The 20149-nt window shown below is 53.5% G+C and carries 6 protein-coding genes and 1 other RNA gene; 1 reads left to right on the top strand and 6 read right to left on the bottom strand.

Translation table 11 applies throughout. From position 1 onward, the window contains the following. The first annotated feature begins 17 nt into the window (after positions 1 to 17). The gene (locus tag C2U43_RS19565; protein ID WP_049238476.1) at positions 18 to 1625 is read left to right on the top strand and encodes a TIGR04141 family sporadically distributed protein; all 1608 of its coding nucleotides are present in this window, start codon (positions 18 to 20) and stop codon (positions 1623 to 1625) included. Between the two features lie 156 nt (positions 1626 to 1781). Here the strand turns inward: C2U43_RS19565 and C2U43_RS19560 are convergent, their stop codons facing one another. From C2U43_RS19560 to C2U43_RS19535, 6 genes are all read right to left on the bottom strand, one after another. Then, the gene (locus tag C2U43_RS19560; protein ID WP_049238486.1) at positions 1782 to 3011 is read right to left on the bottom strand and encodes an integrase domain-containing protein; all 1230 of its coding nucleotides are present in this window, start codon (positions 3009 to 3011) and stop codon (positions 1782 to 1784) included. Positions 3012 to 3176: 165 nt separating this feature from the next. Beyond that, positions 3177 to 3540, bottom strand: a transfer-messenger RNA (tmRNA) gene (gene ssrA / locus C2U43_RS19555). Between the two features lie 72 nt (positions 3541 to 3612). After that, positions 3613 to 4776, bottom strand: coding sequence for an HlyD family efflux transporter periplasmic adaptor subunit (locus C2U43_RS19550; RefSeq protein WP_085951585.1), 1164 nt, complete (start codon positions 4774 to 4776; stop codon positions 3613 to 3615). 7 nt (positions 4777 to 4783) lie between these two features. Continuing rightward, positions 4784 to 6970, bottom strand: a complete 2187-nt coding sequence (locus C2U43_RS19545; RefSeq protein ID WP_103285662.1) for a type I secretion system permease/ATPase — start codon at positions 6968 to 6970, stop codon at positions 4784 to 4786. Beyond that, on the bottom strand, positions 6967 to 8376 hold the full coding sequence (locus C2U43_RS19540) for a TolC family outer membrane protein (protein ID WP_008785529.1): 1410 nt from the start codon (positions 8374 to 8376) through the stop codon (positions 6967 to 6969). Before C2U43_RS19540 ends, C2U43_RS19545 begins: the two co-directional genes overlap by 4 nt. Before the next feature lie 100 nt (positions 8377 to 8476). Beyond that, positions 8477 to 19684 (bottom strand): BapA/Bap/LapF family large adhesin, encoded by an 11208-nt coding sequence (locus C2U43_RS19535; RefSeq protein WP_103285661.1) that lies wholly within the window; start codon positions 19682 to 19684, stop codon positions 8477 to 8479. Between the last annotated feature and the right edge of the window lie 465 nt (positions 19685 to 20149).

Genomic DNA, 20149 nt, shown 5'->3' with positions numbered 1-20149 from the left:
ATATTAGGTTAAATAGAATGAAGATAAAACTCTCTATTTATAAAACAAAAAGGTTTAGCGATGATATTGATCAGGTTTTGAATTTGGAAAGGGTCAAAAGACCTGTTGAATTCGAGATGGAGGATGCACGAGCACATCTATATGTAAAGGAGTATATGGACCCAAAACCTCCTGAATGGAGCACCTTTTTTATGGGCCAAAATCCTGGCATAGAACCTGATTTCTTCGGTATGAATAGTAGCACAGGAGCAGTATTAGTTATTGAAGCTAACAATTCCAGATATCTTATTCCCTTTGGAACCGGTCATCACTTAATCAATGATGGCAGCATTGTCAAAGGATTTGGGCTTAAAACAACTCTTAATAGTATAGAACATAAAAAAATTCGCAGTTTAGATAAAGGCAGTCACAACGAAACGAACCTGTTAACTCGCAGTCAGAGCAGTAAAGAAGTCGATATATACAACCTAAAAATAGATTCTGAGATGGATATTCTCACAACTCTCACAGGCACTTCGACAGAAGATATTTTAGGAAGTAAAATTACTGGCAAAGATGCGTTTGTGATCATGCCGGATATTGAATTGAAGGCTATTCCAGCACTGTTGACCAAAATAGACTCTATTTACTTATTACCTCTTCCTGAAGAATTCGAATGGGTTAACAATATCAAGGAGGCTGATGAACAAGAAGTTGAGATATTGGATTCACTTTTGATTGATCGGATAAAGGACAAAGACTTCAATGATTTATGGCTTGGAGAGCCAGAAATAGTAGACTGGGAAAATCAAATAGGCTATTGCTTTGATAAGAGACAAAGGTTCATTCATGAAACCTTATCAATATACCATGTTTGTGATTATTTTGATGGTAAGAAAACTGATGTAACTGTTGATGAACTCAAAAAAAGTTACCTGCATGTTTTGAATGCCGATTTTGAATCGATAAAAAAATGGTCTTTATATAGGTGCCTCTATGCCGAGATAAAAGAAGGTGATCAGAACTATATTCTTCGAGACTCTATATGGTATGTTGCAGATAGGAATTTTGTATCGACTATTGATGATGAAATGAAAAAAATAATTCATTATGAGGAGTCGGATAAATTCCCTGTATATTCATATAAACGAGAGGAGGATTATAATAAAAAACTTTGCCACGATGATAATTCCTTTACACACATGGATCAGAAATTCATTCATCATGGTGGTGGCAAAAGTAAGATTGAATTTTGTGATCTTATCAGAGGTCAATCAGATTTTATCCATGTAAAATATTATACTGGTTCGCAAAGTATGAGCCATCTTTTTTCACAAGGATTTGTAGGTGCTGAGCTTTTTATAAGTGACTCTGAATTTCGAAGCAAACTTAATGAGAAACTACCTGCTCATATAAAATTAGCCGATCATATGAATAGACCAGATGCTAAAAAATATAAACTAGTTTTCGCCATAGCTTCTAATAAAAATCTTCCCGAAGATTTACCTTTGTTTTCTAAAATAAACTTAAAAAATTTCCACAAGAGTATTACCAATTTTGGGTATGAGGTCAGGATCTGCAAAATTGCTGTGGACCAAGATATTTATAAAAAGAAGCTATGTAAACCACAAAAGAACAAGCTTTAAATAAATTTTTCAATGCCAGAGATGTTTGCCAGTTCATGCAGAAAATCGCTTTTGTAAGTTACAGTCCATGTATCTTGGTTTAGAACAAAGTGGTGTCAAAAAAGGTTTATGTCTTGGTGGATAAGGGGCTAGGAGATTTAACCCCTCATAGAGTTGTTATGCCGCAATAGCTTTAAATTTTTGAGCAATGACATAATCACTCCACCACTGCATGAGAATCACTCGTTCTGCCAGATATTCTGCTCGATTGTAAGCTGCAATTATTTCATCTTTTTTCGAGTGAGCAAGGGCCGCTTCTAAGACATCAGTCCTGAACTTACCCGACTCCTCTGTGGCCGTTCGTGCAATAGATCTCATTCCATGGGCTACAAGCTCACCTCCGAAACCCATACGGATTATGGCCGCATTAGCTGTTTGTTCATGCATATGGTTAAGAGGAGCCTTTATGCTTGGAAACACCCATTCACGATGCCCACTTATCGCTTTCATTGACTCCAGGACTCGCAAAGCTTCTTTGCTTAGTGGAACTTTATGGGGCTTCTTCATTTTCATAAACTCAGCCGGGATGTTCCACATCGAGTTGCCAGTATCTATATCGGCCCATCTCGCACGAACGGCTTCCCCTGGACGAACCCAGGTCAGCAATTGCCATTCAATCAGCAATCTTGTCTCCAAACGAACTGAGGCATTGTTTAACACCATAAGGAAGCGGGGCAGTTCACTTGGGGGCAGGGCTGGCATGTTCTGTTTCTTCGGCTTACTAAATCTCTGGGCAAGATTGTCAGCAGGATTAAATTCTATGAGTTCTTCTGTTGCTGCATAGCGGAAAATTTCATTCAGGCGGGATATGATGCGGCGAAGTGTTTCAAGGACACCTCGTTTTTCTATGGGGTCTAAATGCTGTTTAAGCATTTTAGGGCGAATCTCCTTAATGAGGATATCACCCAACGTTGGGAAGATATTTCTCTCTAGGCTTCGCCAGATGTCGTTAGCATGATCCTGGGAGATGCCTGACGTTTTGACTTTCTCATCAAGCCACTTCTTGGCTACTGCTTGAAATGTATGTTCCGTGGCATCTTTCAGGGCATTGGCTTTCTGGGTGTTATGAACTTGTGGGTCTATACCATTTGCAAGCAACGACAAGTATTCATCACGTAAAGCTCGTGCCTTCGCAAGTGTAAGGTGAGGATAGGTTCCTAAGCTCACCTTAGTTCGCTTTTTGGTCACAGGCACTGCATATCTGAAATACCAATTTTTCTTCCCTCCCTTCACTAGGGGAGCGATTCGTAGTATCAAACCATCTCCGTCAAACAAGTTGATTTCTTTGTCGGCTGGCTTGGTGCTTTTGATTTCAGTGTCAGTGAGCTTCTTAGCGATTTTTGCCATTTTGGGACCCTCGGTTTTTGGACCCTTCTTAGTGGGTCCCATTCAGGGTGCCATAAGTGATAGTTCTCAGCAATTCTCACTGGACGACAATAGACGTAAAAAAGCCCGCAGAGCTTGTGCTGTGCGGGCTTAGTAGACTTTATTGTACTTCAAACAACTAAAAAGTGGTGGAGCTGGCGGGAGTTGAACCCGCGTCCGAAATTCCTACATCCTCGGCACTACATGCTTAGTCAGTCTTTACATTCGCCTGGCACCTGCGGACAGACACGCCACTACCAGACTAGCCTGATTAGTTTTAACGCTTCAACCCCAGGCAGGGCCTCCACGCGATCTCTTTTGGGTTTGACCTCTCTTTGATCCCCGTCTTAAGAGCGGAAGCTAGGGAGAGAGGGCTCAGAGCAGGTTATTAAGCTGCTAAAGCGTAGTTTTCGTCGTTTGCGACTATTTTTTTGCGGCTTTTTACGAGGCCAACCGCCCCTCGGCATGCACCTTGGGTTTCGCGAATCCCGTCGAATCCAGAATCAGCCCCAATGTGTTAGAGCAAGTATAACAGACTTGTGACACGCGTGACCAGCCCCCGCAACCCCTAATCCTCAAGGATTTAGCGCTCGCGCAGCGCTTCTTTTGCGCGATTAAACGGTTTGATTAAATAGTCGACGATGGTTTTTTCACCTGTTTTTATATCCACTGTGGCAATCATGCCCGGTACTATGGAGAAATGGCGTCCCAGTTTGTTCTGTAAGAAGTCCTGATGGGTGCGGATAAACACGCGGTAATAGAAGATTTCCGGTTTCACTTTGTCCTGAATGGTGTCCGGGGAGATGGTTTCGACTACGCCTTCCAGACCGCCGTAAATGGCGTAGTCATAGGCGGTTATCTTTACCAGCGCCCGTTGACCAGGGTGGATGAACGCGATATCACGCGGTGACAGGCGGGTTTCTATCAGCAGATGGTCGTCAAGCGGCACAATCTCCATCATCTCGCCATTAGGCGGGATTACGCCGCCAATGGTGGTGACCTGGATGTTTTTCACGATACCGCGCATCGGCGCGCGAACGGTCAGACGGGTGACGGAATCCTCGCGTCCTTTCAAAATAGCCGCCAGCATGTCCACTTCGGCGTTAGCTTTTGACAGCGCTTCCCGCGCCTGCACGAAATATTGTGAGCGCAGGTCGGTGATTTTTAATCCCAGATCGCTTTTTTGTCGTTGCAGGCGCAGCACTTCTACGTGGCTGGCGGCACCGCTTTTCTCCAGCCGTTGGGTGATGGCCAGTTCTTTATTTACTGAGACCAGTGCATCCTGAAGTTCTGCCATTGAATCCGCAAGCTGCGCGCGGCGGCTTTTATACAGGCGAGTTTCGGAGGCGATGAGATCCGGCCAGGCGCGCAGTGAATCGGGAAAGACCAGCGGCAGATCGTTAACTTCGGCATTAAGCCTTGCGCTGGAAGCCAGTGAGGCGCGATAACGGGCTGCACTCTCCCCAACGTTGGACTCAGAACGGGTGGGGTCGAGGCGGGCGACTATTTGATTGGCCTGCACTTTATCTCCCTCGCGTACCGTAAGCTCGGCGAGAATGCCGCCATCCAGCGACTGCAAGACTTGCTCTCGCGAGCTGGGGATCACTTTTCCGCTGCCGGTTGAGACTTCATCCAGCTTGCCGAAATATGCCCAGATACCCAGGACGGCAAACAGCAGCGTGCTGAGCAGAATAATACGGCTGGCCCCGGAAAAACGGTGCTCGCGGCGGATATCGAGGTCGTCCATGGCGGCATCATGCGGATTGGTTTTCATTTTTCCACTCCCGACCGTGAGTTGGGGCGGGTGCCCGGCTCGCATTTAATGCCTGCGCTTTCGGGGCATCCATGACCAGTTGACCTTCTTTTAATACCACCACGCGCTCGACCAGCTCCAGAACCGGTACGCGATGGGTGGCGACAATCAATGTGCGGTTGCCCAGCCACTGGTTCAGGCGCTGAATAAACTCCCGCTCGGTATGTTCATCCAGCGAGGCGCTGGGTTCGTCGAGCAGCACGATATTGGGCGATCGCAGCAGCATTCTTGCCAGCAGGATTGACTGCCGTTGCCCACCGGACAGACCGTTGCCGCCCTCCATAATGGGATGTGCCAGCCCTTTGGCGAGCTGTTTAACGAAGGCCGCTGCGCCGCTGACCTCCAGCGCTTCGAAGATCTGCGCGTCGCTGGCATGCGGCGCGCCGAGGGTCAGGTTCTCGCGTAGGGTGCCGAAAAACAGCCGCGCATTCTGGCTAAGAAAACCGATGTTGCGGCGTAAATCAGCCATATCGATCTGCGCCAGACTCAGGTTGTCGAGCCGGACATCGCCCTGGATAATCTCCACTCCGCCCGCCATGGCCTGCAGTAGGGTTGATTTCCCGGCACCGTTACGCCCGAGGATTGCCACGCGCTCGCCGGGCATGACCTCCAGGCGCGAGATGCGCAGCGGAACGCGCTGATCGTCGCTGTGGTAGCGAAAGTGTGCGTTCTCAAACAGATAATGGCCGTGAAAAATCTCCTGATGCACCCGGTCTTCGTCGTACTGCGTTTCGGTGGGAAGCTGCATGATGCTGTCTAACCCCATCTTCGCCGCCTTGACCTGTTGCCAGCGGGCCAGCACGCCGCACAGATTAGCCATTGGGGCAATCATTCTGGAACCGAGCATCGAAGCGGCCACCACGGCGCCGGTGGTCATCGTGCCTTCAATGACCATCGGCGCGCCGAACATAATGATCGCGGCGTAGACCAGACTTTGTACCGACATGCCCCAGCCAATCAGCCCCTGAGTCAGCCTGCGCGTGCGCAGCCCGGACTCTCCGGTAATGCGGATGTAGCTGTTCCACTGCTGTAAAAAGCGGTTTTCCGCCTGCATCAGCTTGATGTCTTCCAGCCCCTGGACGCTTTCTACCAGCACCGCGTTGCGCAGGGTGGATTCATGGGCAGCCTGGTTGGCGAGCACCGCCAGCTTCTTCTGTAACAGCAAACCTGGCAGGAGCATCAGCAGGGCCGCGACGGGCGCTATCCATGCCAGCGGCGGGGCGATAAAAGCCAGCACCACGATAAACAAAAAGAAAAACGGCAGATCGACAATGGTCGACATGGTCGAGGAGGTGATCATCTCGCGAACCTGTTCCAGCTCGCGCAGTTGAGAAATGAAGCTCCCCGTCGAGCGGGGGACGGCGCTGTTACGCAGGCGCAATGCATGGCTGAACACGCGATCGGAAATGCGCATATCGGCGCGTTTGCCGAGCAGGTCCATTATGTGGGTACGCGCTTCGCGCAGCAAAAAGCCAAACAGCACCGCCACCAGAACGCCAGTGGAGAGAACATACAGCGTTGGATAAGACTGGGCGGGGATCACCCGGTCATAAACCTGCATGGAAAAGATAATCCCGGCGAGCGACAGAACGTTAATCAGAAAGGCGGCAATCATGACCGGCAGATAAGGACTAATGTCTTTTAACACCAGTTCGCGCATCCAGTCGGGCTTGAAGCGCGAAATATAGCGGTCTACCCGACTGTCCTTCAGCGCCGACAGCGGGCGCATCGCGGTAATACTCACGATCTCCGGCAGAAGCTCTGCGACCGTGAGCCGGTTACGCTGGCCCTCTTCGGCGATGATAAATACATCCAGTGCATCTTCGCCGTTGAAATGTTCTATCACCATTAGCTGGCCGTCGCGCAGTTCCACCACCACCGGCAGACGCCACTGACCGAACGCCTGCGTGGCGGTATCCAGCGCATGAAATGACAGTCCCGCCTGACGCGCCAGTTGCGACAGGGCTGTGGCCCGGCTTTTTCCCGCAAACCACGGGGCGTTGGCCTGGATTGCGCCGGGAGAACAGGCCACGCGATAGTGATTGGCAATATGCGTCATCGCCTGCGCCCACTGGCTAAGAGCGTGTTCGCTAATCGCATCTTTTGCATGTGAATCGAGGTCGCTCATAGCTTGATCTCCACCGATTGAATGCTGCGATTATTTAAGGCGAACGCCTGGCGAAGCGAGCCAGTGTTATAGAGGCAGTTCAGCTGGAGCTGGCGCAGCTGGTTTTGAGTCTGGAGTTCGGCAAAACGGGCCTGATACACCTCTTGCTCGGCGTTAAGCACGTCGAGCAGCGGGCGCGAACCGAGGTCCAGATACTGCTGTTGATAAAGCTCGCGTGTTTGTTCACTCAGTCGCTGCTGGCGGCGCAGAATCTGCAGGGCGGTGGCGAGGCTCATTGCCTGGCTGCGGGACTCCAGTAATTTTTGTCGTACTTCGAGTCGGGTGCGCTGGATGGAGTATTGTGCAGACTCTACCGCATGGCTGGCGGCGTTGCGCCTGGCGGTGAGTCCGCCCCCCTGATACAGCGGCATCTCAACTTTTACCCACGTGGAGTACTGGGTTTTGTCGAGCACCTCATGGCTGGGGTATTTGTCGTTGAGATAATGCTGCACCGACGGTTCCAAAGAGATGGTGGGCGTCATCTGCGCGTTGGCGTAATCGAGATTTGCCTGTGCCACATTCGCTTGCGCCCAGGCCGCCAGAACCGCGGGAACCAGTTTATCTTCCGGTTTGACCACATCGCAGCTGCTGTCCAGTTTGGCCGGGAATTCGTTGCTGATGCCGTTAAGTGAGTTCCAGCCGAGGTAACTCATCAATGTGGCCTTACTACTGTCGAGATTGGCCTGATACTGCGCCAGCTGAGAACGTGCAGACTCGATACGCGCATCGGTTTGCACCACGTCGGACAGCGAGGTTGCCCCTTCATCATTGCGTTGTCGGGTCAGTCGACCAATGTCGTTTAAGGCGGTGAGCTGTTCTTCGGCGGCGTCCACCATTTGCTGCCACGTCTGCACCTGGACTATCGCGTTGGCGGTTGCGTGGGCGATGGTATCAATACTGAGTAACACATTCGCCTGCTGTTGTGCGGCTCCGGCGGTCTCGGCGCGGACCTGGCTTGCCACTTTGCCGAAGTCGTACAGCATTTGTGACACCGAAATAACCAGCGCCGGGCTAAAGCCGTGGTCGGTATAGGTATTGCTGTAACCGTTATTCATTCCGGCAGAAACCTGCGGGTAATATTTCGATTTCGCCACGTCGATCTGTTCGTTTTGCGAAAGCAGTTTGCCGATCGATTCACGAATAGAAGGATGCCAGCTCACGGCACGACTTACCGCGTCGTTGAGCATCAGGTTGCCGGGGGCGGCAGCGCTCAGCGGCAGATCGGCAACCGCGCCGTCCAGCGAGGGAAGCATCTGGCTGGTGGCCAGTCCTTCCGGCGTAATAATTTGCGGTTCATCTTCGGCATTCACCCGCAGGGTACAGAGCGTTAATGCCAGAAGTAATGCAACAGGCGCGACATTTCTCATAGTTTATCCCTTACAAAATACGGCAGCGACGACTGTTATTGCCCCGGACGTCATGGCATCCGGGGCTGTAGTTATGGCGCTTTAACGCATTGCGTTAACGTCAGGGCACGATGTGATTTTGTTGCACCAGCTCATCGAGCGTGGTGTGTACGTTCTCCAGCGTTATGAGATTGGTTGAGTGATATGTGTTGCCCGTACCGTCGCGGTCGATGGCAATCACCGTGTTGTTACCGCTGGTGGTTACGGTGAGGTAGTTGCCGAGCGTAGCGTTCTGCCCGTTCCAGCCCACCAGCAGGTCGCCGATATCGATTTTGTCACCCTGGGCCAGTGAGAAGTTGGTCCAGGTGTCGGTAGCACCATTGCTAATGTTGCCGCCGGTAGCGTCGTTGGCGTTGAGCAGGTGATAAATCAGCGTATCGCCGTAGGCGCTGCCAGTCAGGCGATCGGCATCGACGGTACTCACCACTTGCGGATTCATATTGATGGTCAGCGTAGCGGTATCGGTATGGCCATTCTGGTCGTTAAGGGTGTAGGTAAATGTCTCTTTGGTGACGATGGTGGAGAGCGAGACATCGCTGTTGAGGGCATAGGTGTAATGACCATCAATGCCAATGGTCAGTTTGCCGTACAACCCGTTAATGATGGTGCTGGTCGTGCTACTCAGCGGATCAAGCGTGACGGTACTGCCGCCCGTGCCGTTCACCGTCAGCAAGGTATGCACGCTGGCAATATGGTCTCCGTCATAAATATTGCCGGTGACGCTGTTCGCTGTGGAAGTCTCGAAGTTTTGCAGGTCGATTATCGTACCTTTCACGCTGGGGGTGATGGTGATATTCCCCAGGCCCAGCCCCCCGACGCTTCCGGTATAGTCGAGGCGATAGTTGCCGGGGTGCAGTACGATCCCGCTCAAGGCTATATCGATATTGCCACCAACCAGCAATCCGCCATTGAAAGAGTTACCGGCAATCTTGATGTTGTTGCTGTCATACAGCGCCCAGGTGACGGTCAGCCCGCCCAGCGTCAGACCTGACGCGACGTTAAAATGCAGTATGGCGTTTTGCACCGCCGTTCCCGTAGCGATTTCAATGACGCCAGTACCACTTTTTGAGGTGGGTGAAAGGAGTTGGGCACTCCAGCTGGCGTTCCCGACGCTGTCGTCGGTAAACGACCGGGAAGTATCCGCCTGGGTACTAACCGCCATCGTGCTGCTGACGTCATTTACTGCATCCAGCGCCTGTGGGGTTGGTTTGATATTCAGCGATGCACTGCCGGTATCGCCATTTGGCGCTTTGACCTTATACACGAAACTGTCCGGCGTATTGATACCGTCTGCGCCCAGTCCGCTTCTCAGCGTGTAGGTATAGTTCCCTTTCGCATCAATAGCCAGCGTGCCGTACTGCCCGTTAATGGTGGTAGTGCCCGTTCCGTTTACGGTGACACCGTTAACTTCGGTGATAACGGTATTGGCCGGAGCTGAGTCGTTGACCAGCAGGTTTCCATTGGTTGTCGCACTCAGGCTGTCGACGGCGTAGGTGTGATCGGCCTGGATATTCAGGGTATAGCTGGTCAGCAGCGTCAGACCGCCGGAGGCGTTAAGCAGGAACAGATAGTCACCGCCAGGCAGGGTGATGGTGTAATCCGTTGAGCTACCTCCTAGCAGCGCCGTGACCCAGTTGGGCTTCACGCGGAACTGCTCATACTGCTGAATGGACTCGTTGAAGCGATAAACATAGAGGTCAAAACCGCCAACCGTGACGCCGAGAACGCTGGCCTTGACGGTCAGCGTGCGGGTTGCGCCATCATCCACATTAAATTTGATCGGATTGGTTAAACCGTTAACCAGACTGACATCCAGCACATTACCCAGTCCGACGTTGGCGAGGGTGAAGCCGGTTTGCTGTGATGTGCCATGATCAACCGCGATGACCTGCGTCCCGTAAGTCAGCGCAGCCACATCGTCTGCCGCGGTTACCGTACTGGTGGTGGGCGCCTGACCGAGCGTTACCACCAGTTTTGCCGAGGAGTGATCGCTGCCATGCGTCAGCGTGTAGGTGAAACTTTCGGAACGGCCATACACCGAGATTGACGTATTGGTCAGGGTATAGGTGTAACTACCGTTCTGATTGATATGCAGGATGCCGTATTTCCCCTGCACATCAATGCCGCCCGCCGGGATGTTCACGACGTTGCCGTTACCGTCGGTGATGGCGGTGACCAGCGTGCCGGAAGGGGCATTATCCTGCCCGTTGGCGGGATCGGTATCGGTGATGATATTGCCAGACTCGGTAGTACCGCCGGTGATGGTTCCTGCGCTGGCTTTTACCACTGAGACATCAAGGCTGGTGTATGCCCCGGTCGCCAGCAAGTTGGTGTTGTAGCTGACCACGCGGTAATCACCGCCAGTCAGTCCGCTGTAATTGAGCGTTACGCCTGAGGCGCCCAGAGTGAGGAGGCTGGCAAAGTCTGGTTTTCCGGTATCCACCACCGTCACCCAGGCATTCAGCGCGGTGTCAAAGCGCTGGATGACGACTTCAAGTGTGTTTAACAGCGACAGCACTACGCCGGTCGCTGCGGCATTGATTGTAATGGATCCGCTGCCGCCAGAAGCGATGCTGAAATTCACGCTTGCCGTATCGTTCCCCAGCACGTTGGCGACATTTCCCAGCGCATTGACCAACAGGAAACCATAATCGCTTTGATGCTCGGTGCTGACGGTGACATCGGTTTGTAGCGGCAGGCTGGTGACATTGTCTTCAGCCAGTAGCGGCAATACTGGTGCGAGAGCGTTTGTCGGCGATGAGGTATTTCCCGCCGCATCGGTCGCCGTGGCGGACAGCGACTGCCCTTCAATCTGGCGAACCGGCAGGTTGACGCTGTAGACACCGCTGCTGTTGGCGATTGCCGTCACGCTGGTGCCGCCGGGCAGAGAAATGGTGACCGTGCTTCCCGCTTCGGCGACGCCGCTGACGGTACCGCCATCGGCGCTGATCAGGAGCGTTGGCGCGGTCGGTGGCGTGGTGTCCACGATCACGCTGAACGAACCGGACAACCCACTTGCGCCGTTGGCGTTGGTTGCCGTGGCGGTAAACGCATGGTTACCTTCGCTGAGTGCACCGGATGGGGTAAAGCTCCAGATCCCGTTACCGTCTGCGGTCGTGAAGCCCATTAGCACGCCGTTGTTGTACAGATTGATGACGGCGTTAGCCTGCGCCGTTCCGCTGAGCGTTGGCAGGGTGTCATTGGTGGTTTTACCGGGAGCGACGGGTCCCATGATAGTGCCGACGTCATCGAGCACGCTGGCAATAACAGGCGCAGGCGGTACGCCGGTAAACGGTGCCAGCACGTTACCCGCCGTACCGATGTTGCCTGCGGCATCCTGTGCGCTGACCAGCAGAGTTTGCCCACTGATTTGCGGTGGGTTCAGAGTGAAGGTGAAATTACCGGAGGCGTTGGCGGTTGCCGTGCCGAGCACCGTTCCGCCGCTGGAGGTAATAATGACCGTGCTGTTTGGTTCGGCTACGCCGGTGAGCGCGGTGCCGTTGGCGTTTACCGCCAGCCCGGTTGGGATACCCGGGGCAACGGTATCGACCACGATCGCTGCCGCAGACGATATGCCACTGGTATTACCCGCACTGTCCGTTGCAGTGATGGTAAACGAGTGGGTACCTTGTGCCAACGCGGTAGTCGGGGTGTAGCTCCAGTTGCCGCTGCCGTCCGCCGTTACGCTGGTGACAAAGCTGCCGTTATCATAAATATCAACTCGCGCGTTGGCTTCCGTGATGCCGTTTAACGTTGGGCGCGCGTCGTTGGTCGGCTGATTGCTGCCAATCGGCCCGGTGTTTGGCCCGACATCGTCAATAATGTTGCTGATTGAAGGCTGCGTCGGCGCCGTGGTGTCAACCACCACGCTAAAGCCTGCCGTCGCGCCGCTGGTGTTGCCCGCCGCATCAGTGGCGGTGACTGTGAAGGTGTGCGATCCATTTGCCAGCGGTGTGGTTGGGGTAAACGACCAACTGTTATTGCTTTGCACCAGCGCGGTACCCAACAGGGTGCTTCCGTCATAGATGCTGACGGTACTGCCTGCCTCGGCGGTGCCGTTCAGCGTCGGGCGCGCATCGTTGGTCAGCTGTCCGTTGCTGAGCGCTGCATTGAACACGCCGCCTGCGATATCATCCACCACAGAGACCAGCAGCGGGACGGATGGTGCAATGGTGTCGACATTAATCGTAAACCCGCCTGAGACAGGACTCACGTTCCCGGCGGCGTCGGTGGCGATAGCGGTAAACACATGCTGACCGTTGCCAAGTGTGGTGGTCAGATATTCCCAGGTGCCGTCTATCGTCGCAGTCACCGTTGCCAGCAGCGCGCCATTATCGTAGATGGCTACCCGGGCACCGGCTTCCGCTGAACCGCTGAGTACGGGACGGGTGTCGTTGGTAAAGGCTCCGTTCGATAGCGTTCCGGTTCCCGGCTGCACGTCATCAAACGCCTGGATAATCGTTGGCGCAAGCGGGGCGACGGTATCAACAACGATGTTAAATCCTGCAGACGTCGGGCTGATGTTTCCGGCCGCGTCGGTGGCTGTTACCGTCAGCGCGTGGTTACCATTGCCAAGTTGGGTTCCCGGTGTGAAGGTCCAGGCGCCCGTACCATCCGCTGTGGTAAAGCCGATAAACGATCCGTTATCGTAAATTCTCACCGTGGAATTGGCTTCAGCCGTACCGCTAAGCGTCGGGAGTGGATCGTTCGTGGCCTGACCGTTGTTCAGATTACCGATCAGCGGGCCGACATCATCCGCAACCTGAGTAATCACTGGTGCTGTCGGTGCCATAGTATCGACGGTGTAGGTAAAGCCACCAGAAGGCAGACTGGTATTGCCTGCGCTGTCTGTAGCCGTGACGGTCAGAGTATGCTGGCCGTTACCCAATGCCGCGGAGGGTGTAAAACTCCAGCTTCCGCCTGCGCCGACGATGGTGGTGCCAATGGCCTGACCATCGCTCAGGACGGTAATCGTCGCGCCAACTTCACCGGTACCGCTGAGCGCCGGGCGACTTTCGTTGCTGATTTGCCCGTTGGAGATAGGCCCGGTTGTCGGAGCGGTATTGTCCTGAACGGTCAGAATTACCGGTGCAGATGGGGCAATTGAATCGACCAAAATGGTGAATGAGGTGGAGGCTCCGCTGGTGTTGCCAGCTGCATCCGTCGCCGTCACGGTAAAGATATTTTCGCCCTGCGCCAGCGCGTTTGTAGGGGTGAAGCTCCAGTTACCGGATCCATCGGCATTTGCGGTGCCAATGATCGTACCATTACTGAGAATAGTGACAATGGCATTGGGTTCGGTAATGCCATTCAGTGTAGGTTGGGCATCATTGGTCAGTTGACCGTTGGTCAACTGAGTGCTTCCCGGCTGATCGTCGATGACTGACACAATCGTTGGCACTACTGGTGGGAGTGTGTCGACCAACAGAGAGAATGGCGCGGTTGCCGGGCTGACGTTACCCGCGGCGTCCGTGACCGTGGCGGTCAACGCGTGATTGCCCTCGCCGAGCGCCGGAGAAGGCGTAAAGCTCCAGTTGCCGCTTCCGTCGCTGGTGGTTGTGCCAATCACCGTGCCGTTATCGCGGATGGTGACCACGCTATTCGCTTCGGTGGTACCTTCCAGGGTTGGCGTATTATCGTTGGTTGTCTGCCCGGAAATGAGCGTGGTTGTTCCACCTACATCGTCGGTTACTGACACAATAACTGGCGCACCAGGCAGGCCTGTGTCCACCGTTATTGGGTAGGATGCGGATGGGGCCCCCTGATTGCCAGCCGCGTCAGTGGCGCGCACGGTAAACGTGTGAGGGCCGTCATTCAGGGCATTTTGCGGGGTAAAGCTCCAGTTTCCGCTGTTGTTAACGGTAGTGGTGCCGATGGACACGCCGCCGTCATAAACCGTAATGGTCGCCCCAATCTCGCCAGTACCACTCAGTGTTGGGCGCGTGTCGTTAGTGCTTTGTCCACTGCCGACATTGCCCGTCACCGGAGCCACATCATCAGTAACGGCGGTGATGCTTGGCGCGAGCGGCGCGGTGGTATCGATGGTAATGGCATAGTTTGGCGACTGGCCGCTGGTGTCGCCATTCACCGTTTGAGAGACAGCGTAGTTCCAAGTCGTGCCGTCCGCCAGCGCGCTGGGGATGGTGTAGCTCCAGGCACCGGTACTCGCGTCAGCCGGGACGGTGATCAGCAGGATTCCGTTTTGGTAGATATTTACATCAGCGCCGGCTGTTGCCACGCCTTGTAAGGTTGGCTGCGTGTCATTGGTCGTTTTTCCGTTACCAATTTCAGTTAAACCGGAAGGAACATCGTCGATGATTTGCAGAGTCGGTGGGTGTGGAAGGCCCGAGATTGAGGCGGTAAACGATGTTTCTCCGCTTTGGTTGCCCGCCGGATCCTGAGCGATCGCGTTCAATGCTTCACCCGCCGTCTGAGCCGGTGAAATCGTGACGGTGTATGCGCCGGTAATGCTGTCAGCAACGGCCTGGCCGAGGACCGTGGTGCCATTTCTGATAATAACGGTGCTGCCTTTTTCGGCCGTCCCGCTCACCAGCGTACCGTTATTATCTATGGTGGTTACGATGGGGGCAGTCGGCGCTTGCGTATCGGTTGTTATAATTACCGGGTTGCCCGCCGGGAGGCTATTGCCTGCCGCATCCTGCGCGCCAAAGGTCAGCGTATGTTGCACATTGGGCGAAAGCGGAACGTCCACGCTCCATTTGCCATCGGCTCCCACCGTGATGTTTAGCGGGATGAGATTGCCATTATCATAGATTAGGATCGTACTGCCCGGTGTTCCCGTTCCGCTGACGGTGGGGGAGAGATCGTCCGTCACGCTTCCATTGCCGAGTGTACCGGTAATCACGCCGACGTCATCTGCAATATCCGTCACCTGCGGGGCGGTAAGCGGTGTCGAATTCACCGTAAACGAAATGCTGTTTGAGGTGTCGCTGGGGTTGCCTGCAGCATCGGTGGCGACTGCCGTCAGCGTGTAGGTGCCGTTGGGCAGCGCCGTCGTCGGTGTGATGTTCCACAAACCATTCACTACGGTCGTGGTGCCGATAACCGTCGTGCCGTTATACAGCGTAATGATCGAGCCGCTTTCTCCTGTTCCTCGCACGGTCGGCGTACTGTCATCGGTTGTGCCGTTCTCTGCAATATCTCCCTGAATAGTGCCTGCGTTGTCATCTGCCGCCTCGATCGTAGGCGTTGCGGGAGGCGTAATATCAATGTTCAGGGTGACGGCAGTCGACGGCTGGCTGACGTTGCCTGCTGGATCGGTTGCGGTGATGGTGACCTGATAACTGTCCGGGTTAATATCCGTGGTCGGCGTAAAGCTCCATGTGCCGTCTGCACCAACCTTGGTGGTGCCCAGTGGTGTAGTATTGCCGTCGAGATACACCGAAATAACATCACCCGCCGTACCGGTGCCGCTAAAGGTTGGCGTAGTATCGTTGGTGTTGCCGTTAGTGACCACACCTGTTACTGGAGCCACATCGTCGGTAATGATTGGCGCGGCTGGTTGTGCGGGAGGTGTGTTGTCTACCGTCAAGGTAAAGCTGGCCGATGGGATCCCCGTGTTGCCTGCAACGTCAGTCGCTGTAGCGGTGAACTTATGCGGCCCGTCGGTGAGTGAGGTTGGGGTAAATGTCCAGGTGCCGTCTGGCTGTACGGTGACGGTACCAATGGAACCGCCATTATCATAAATCGTAATCTTCGCGCCGGGCTCGCCGGTTCCGGAGAGTTCGGGATTCAAGCTCTTGGTACTGCTGCCGTTACTCAGCGTTTGTAGATTTGTGCCAATCAGACCTTCTGCGGAGCTGATAACCGGGGCTGCTGGTGGGGTGGTATCAATCGTTAGCGTAAAGGTCCCGGCATTGCTGGCGTTGCCTGCAACGTCCGTGGCAATAGCGGATAAATTGTGTGTGCCTTCACTGAGCGGTTGGTCGAGTTGAATACTCCAGGTGCCTCCGGGCAAAACAGTCGTGCTTCCAATTGGCGTAGCTCCATCATAAAGAGTGATCTTAGAACCGTCTGTTCCGGTTCCTTTCAGCTCTGGCAAGGTATCGTTTGAACGGCTTCCGGTAGGCAGATCGATCGGTGCATTCCCAACGTCGTCGGTAGCAGCCAAAATGACAGGAGCGCCTGGTGGTTGGGTATCTACGGTAATGCTGACCACTGTGGGTGAGGTGATGACATTACCGGCGGCATCAGTTGCCGATACCGTAAACTGATGGGTGCGATCACTGAGCACCTGATTCCCCGGAACGGTATAACTCCAGGTACCCGAGCTGTCGACAAGAATAACCGTCAATAACTGAATGCCATCGTACAGGTTTACCAGTGAACCAGGCTCACCGGTACCCGAGATGGTTGGCGTATTGTCGTTGGTGACCCAACCGTTATTTGCAACGCTGCCCGTAATGCTGCCAACGTCATCGTTAACCAACGTTATCACTGGAACAGTTGGCGCAATTGTATCGACAATTATTTTCCAGCTTGCCGCGCTGCTGGTGTTATTCGCGGCGTCTGTGGAGGTCACCGTGAAGATGTGAGCGCCCTCGCTTAGCGCCGAGACTGGCGTATAGTTCCAGTTACCGTTGATATCAGCGACAACGGTCGTCAGCAGGGTGCCGTTATCGTAAATTTTGACCTGAGAACCTGCTTCGGCGGTGCCTTCCAGCTTAGGTTTGCTATCGTTGGTGACATCGCCGTTATTGAGAGGGCCCTGGTACATGGGCTGGTCATCCGTCACGGCGGTGATGATGGGTGTTCCGGGGGCGGTAATATCCGGAGCCACCGCGGAAGTTGGCTGACTCTCGTTATTGCTACTGTCCGTTGCGGTAACTTTTACCGTTTCGCCGTTCATTTTCGACGGCGTAATCGACACCGTGAAGTTGCCGCCGCTGTCTGCCTGGCCTGTGCCGATCTGATTACCATTGCTGTCTTTTACGGTGACGGTGCTTCCCGCTTCAGCATGTCCGCTTACAGAACCACCGTCCCCGGCGACGGTGACGCCGGTTGGCGCGTCAGGCGCCGTGGTATCCGGGGCGGTAATCGCGCTGTTGCCGCTGGTATTGCCAGCAGCATCCGTCGCGTTGGCGACAAGATGTTCTCCGTTGGTCTGCGGCGGAACCAGCGTGGCGGTGAATTCTCCGTTCGAGCCGGCGGTTACTGTTCCAATTATCGCGCCACCAGGATCCAGAATATGTACCGTACTGTTGGGTTCCGCCATGCCGGTAACCTGATCGCCTGTAGGATTAATCACCAGATTAGCTGGCGGCAGCGGGGCCGTGATGTCTGGCGCGAGCGCGGTTTCCGGTAGGCTTGGGTTCCCGGCAGGATCGGTGGCGATAGCGGTAATGGTTTCACCATTGGTCTGAGGCGGGTTAATGGTGATGGTAAATGAGCCATCCGTTCCGGCGACGCCGCTGCCGATCTGAAGACCGTTATTATTATTGATGGTCACGGTATTTCCTGGTTCGGCTGTACCGGTGACGACAGAGCCGTCGGCAGATACGTTCAGATCGTCCGGCGCTGACGGTGGCTGAGTATCGATAGTGATATTGAATGCCGCTGACGTTCCTCCCGTGCCCAGGTGGTTGGTTGCTGTGGTGGTGAAGGAGTATGAGTCGTCCTGCAAGTTGGTGTTGGAGGTCCAGGTCCAGTTGCCGCTGGAATCGGCAAGCACGCTTACAACAAGCGCGCCGTTGTTATAAATGTTAACCGTGCTGTTGGCGTCTGCGGTACCCGAGATCGTAGGCGTTGGGTCGTTGGTGGCCTGATTATTGTTCAATGGCCCAGTTGAGGGGGTAACATCATCCACAATGCTGATGATAACAGGCACGCCCGGGTAGCCAGAGTTGGTGGCATTGAAGGACGTGTCTGGCCCGACGTTGCCTGCCTGGTCCTGAATCTTCGCGATCAGCGCTTCACCGTGCGTCTGTGAAGGTGAAATCGCGATGACGAAATTGCCGGTTTGATCAACGGTAGTTGAACCCAAAACCTGATTATTACTACCGATGATAATGACCTGGCTTCCTACCTCAGCACTACCGGTTACCTCGGTGCCTTGCAGGTTTACGGAGGAAATGACCGCGCCTTCAGGCGGGGTAGTATCGACGGTGAATGTCGGTACACTCGTTTCCGTACTCACGTTACCCGCATCGTCAGTTTGCGTCAGCGTCAGATTGTGAACACCGTCGCTAAGCGGCGTGTCAGGTGTAAACGTCCAGTTACCATTGTCATCCACCTGAACCATGCCAATCAGAATGCCATTATCAGAAATGCTGATGTAAGAGCCCGCTTCACCAGTGCCTGTGAGTGTTGGCGTGGCATCGTCGGTTACACCGTTATTACCTATCAAGCCTTTAATGGAACCTGAATCGTCAGTTACTTCTGTGACCACAGGGGCGTCGGGGGCAAGCGTATCGACAATAATCTCCCAACTGTCCGACATGTCGCTGCTGCCCGTACCGTCTGATGCACTGACGGTAAACTTGTGGGTACCGTCTGCGAGTGGAGAGGATGGCGTAAACGACCAGTTGCCGTTGGCATCGATAGTGACCTGGCCTATTTCGACGCCGTTATCAAAAATATGCAATGTGGCATTTGCGGGGCCGGTGCCCTGGAGAGTAGGCGTATTATCGTTGGTGGATTCCTGCTGATTAACAGGGCCAGTAATCAGCTCCTGATTATCGATTACGCTGGTGATAACGGGTACGTCAGGCATGTTAGGGGTTGTTGTTGGCGGTGAACCACCATCCCCATTACCACCGTTGCCATTACCGTTGCCATTTCCGCCATTTCCGTTGCCGGCATTATTATCACTCCCGCCGCCACCACCGCCGCCACCTCCACCACCCGCCGCGAGGCCAATTCCGCCTGCTACCGCGATCCCACCAAGAACCCACGGCCAGACGGCGCCGCCTTCATGGCTTCCCTCAGCAGTCATTAGCGGAGTGAGATCGTCCAGATGCTGGAAATGGAATGCCCCATCAGTATCCTGAACCCACCACAGCGCGCCATTACTGTCTTCCAGAACAAGCTGGTTTTGCGCATCACCTTTTCCGACATAGAAGTTCTTAATGGTGATGGTTTCACCTGAGCGGAGAGTGACAACCAGATCCTGATTCACGCGAGTCAGTTGACTTACCTCCTCACGTGACACCGACAGTTTCACGATAGAAGGCGAACTGAGCGTAACTTCAGAGGATTCAACATTTGTGGAAACGCCAGTTAATTTTGATACAACGGCGAGTAGACGCATATGTTCACTCCTGATGGCATGTCGGGAGTATTAATCCGCAACAGCGCGCTGGGAAAATGAGCAGACAGGGGCCCCGTTCACCATAAAGATGAATTTACACATGTAATTACATTGATTAGGTCATGCAGAGGTTCATTTACTTATCAAATACGTTCGGGCCCTGTTAGCTGAATAGTTCTTTCGTATTAGATGATATAGTCAGAAAGAATGTATTCTGCAACTTATCCATATTAAAAATATATTTAGCTAATTGAAAAGTATACTTTCCGGTGTGTATTTAATGATTTGTTTTTGGTTAACTTGTTGTATTTAAAGATTTTGTATTTTAATTGAAATGAGGGCTGATATAATAAACAACAGTAATAATAGTGTTATTAAATAAGTTTGAATATAGGTGACATGGTCTTGAAGTTTTATTTTATTAGACTATGGGGCGCTAAGGTAATGCCTGGGGAGTTTATTTCA

Source organism: Citrobacter freundii complex sp. CFNIH9 (assembly GCF_002903305.1).
Classification (GTDB): domain Bacteria; phylum Pseudomonadota; class Gammaproteobacteria; order Enterobacterales; family Enterobacteriaceae; genus Citrobacter; species Citrobacter portucalensis.
Note: the sequence above shows the minus strand (reverse complement) of the source record. Positions and strands in the feature narration are given on the sequence as shown.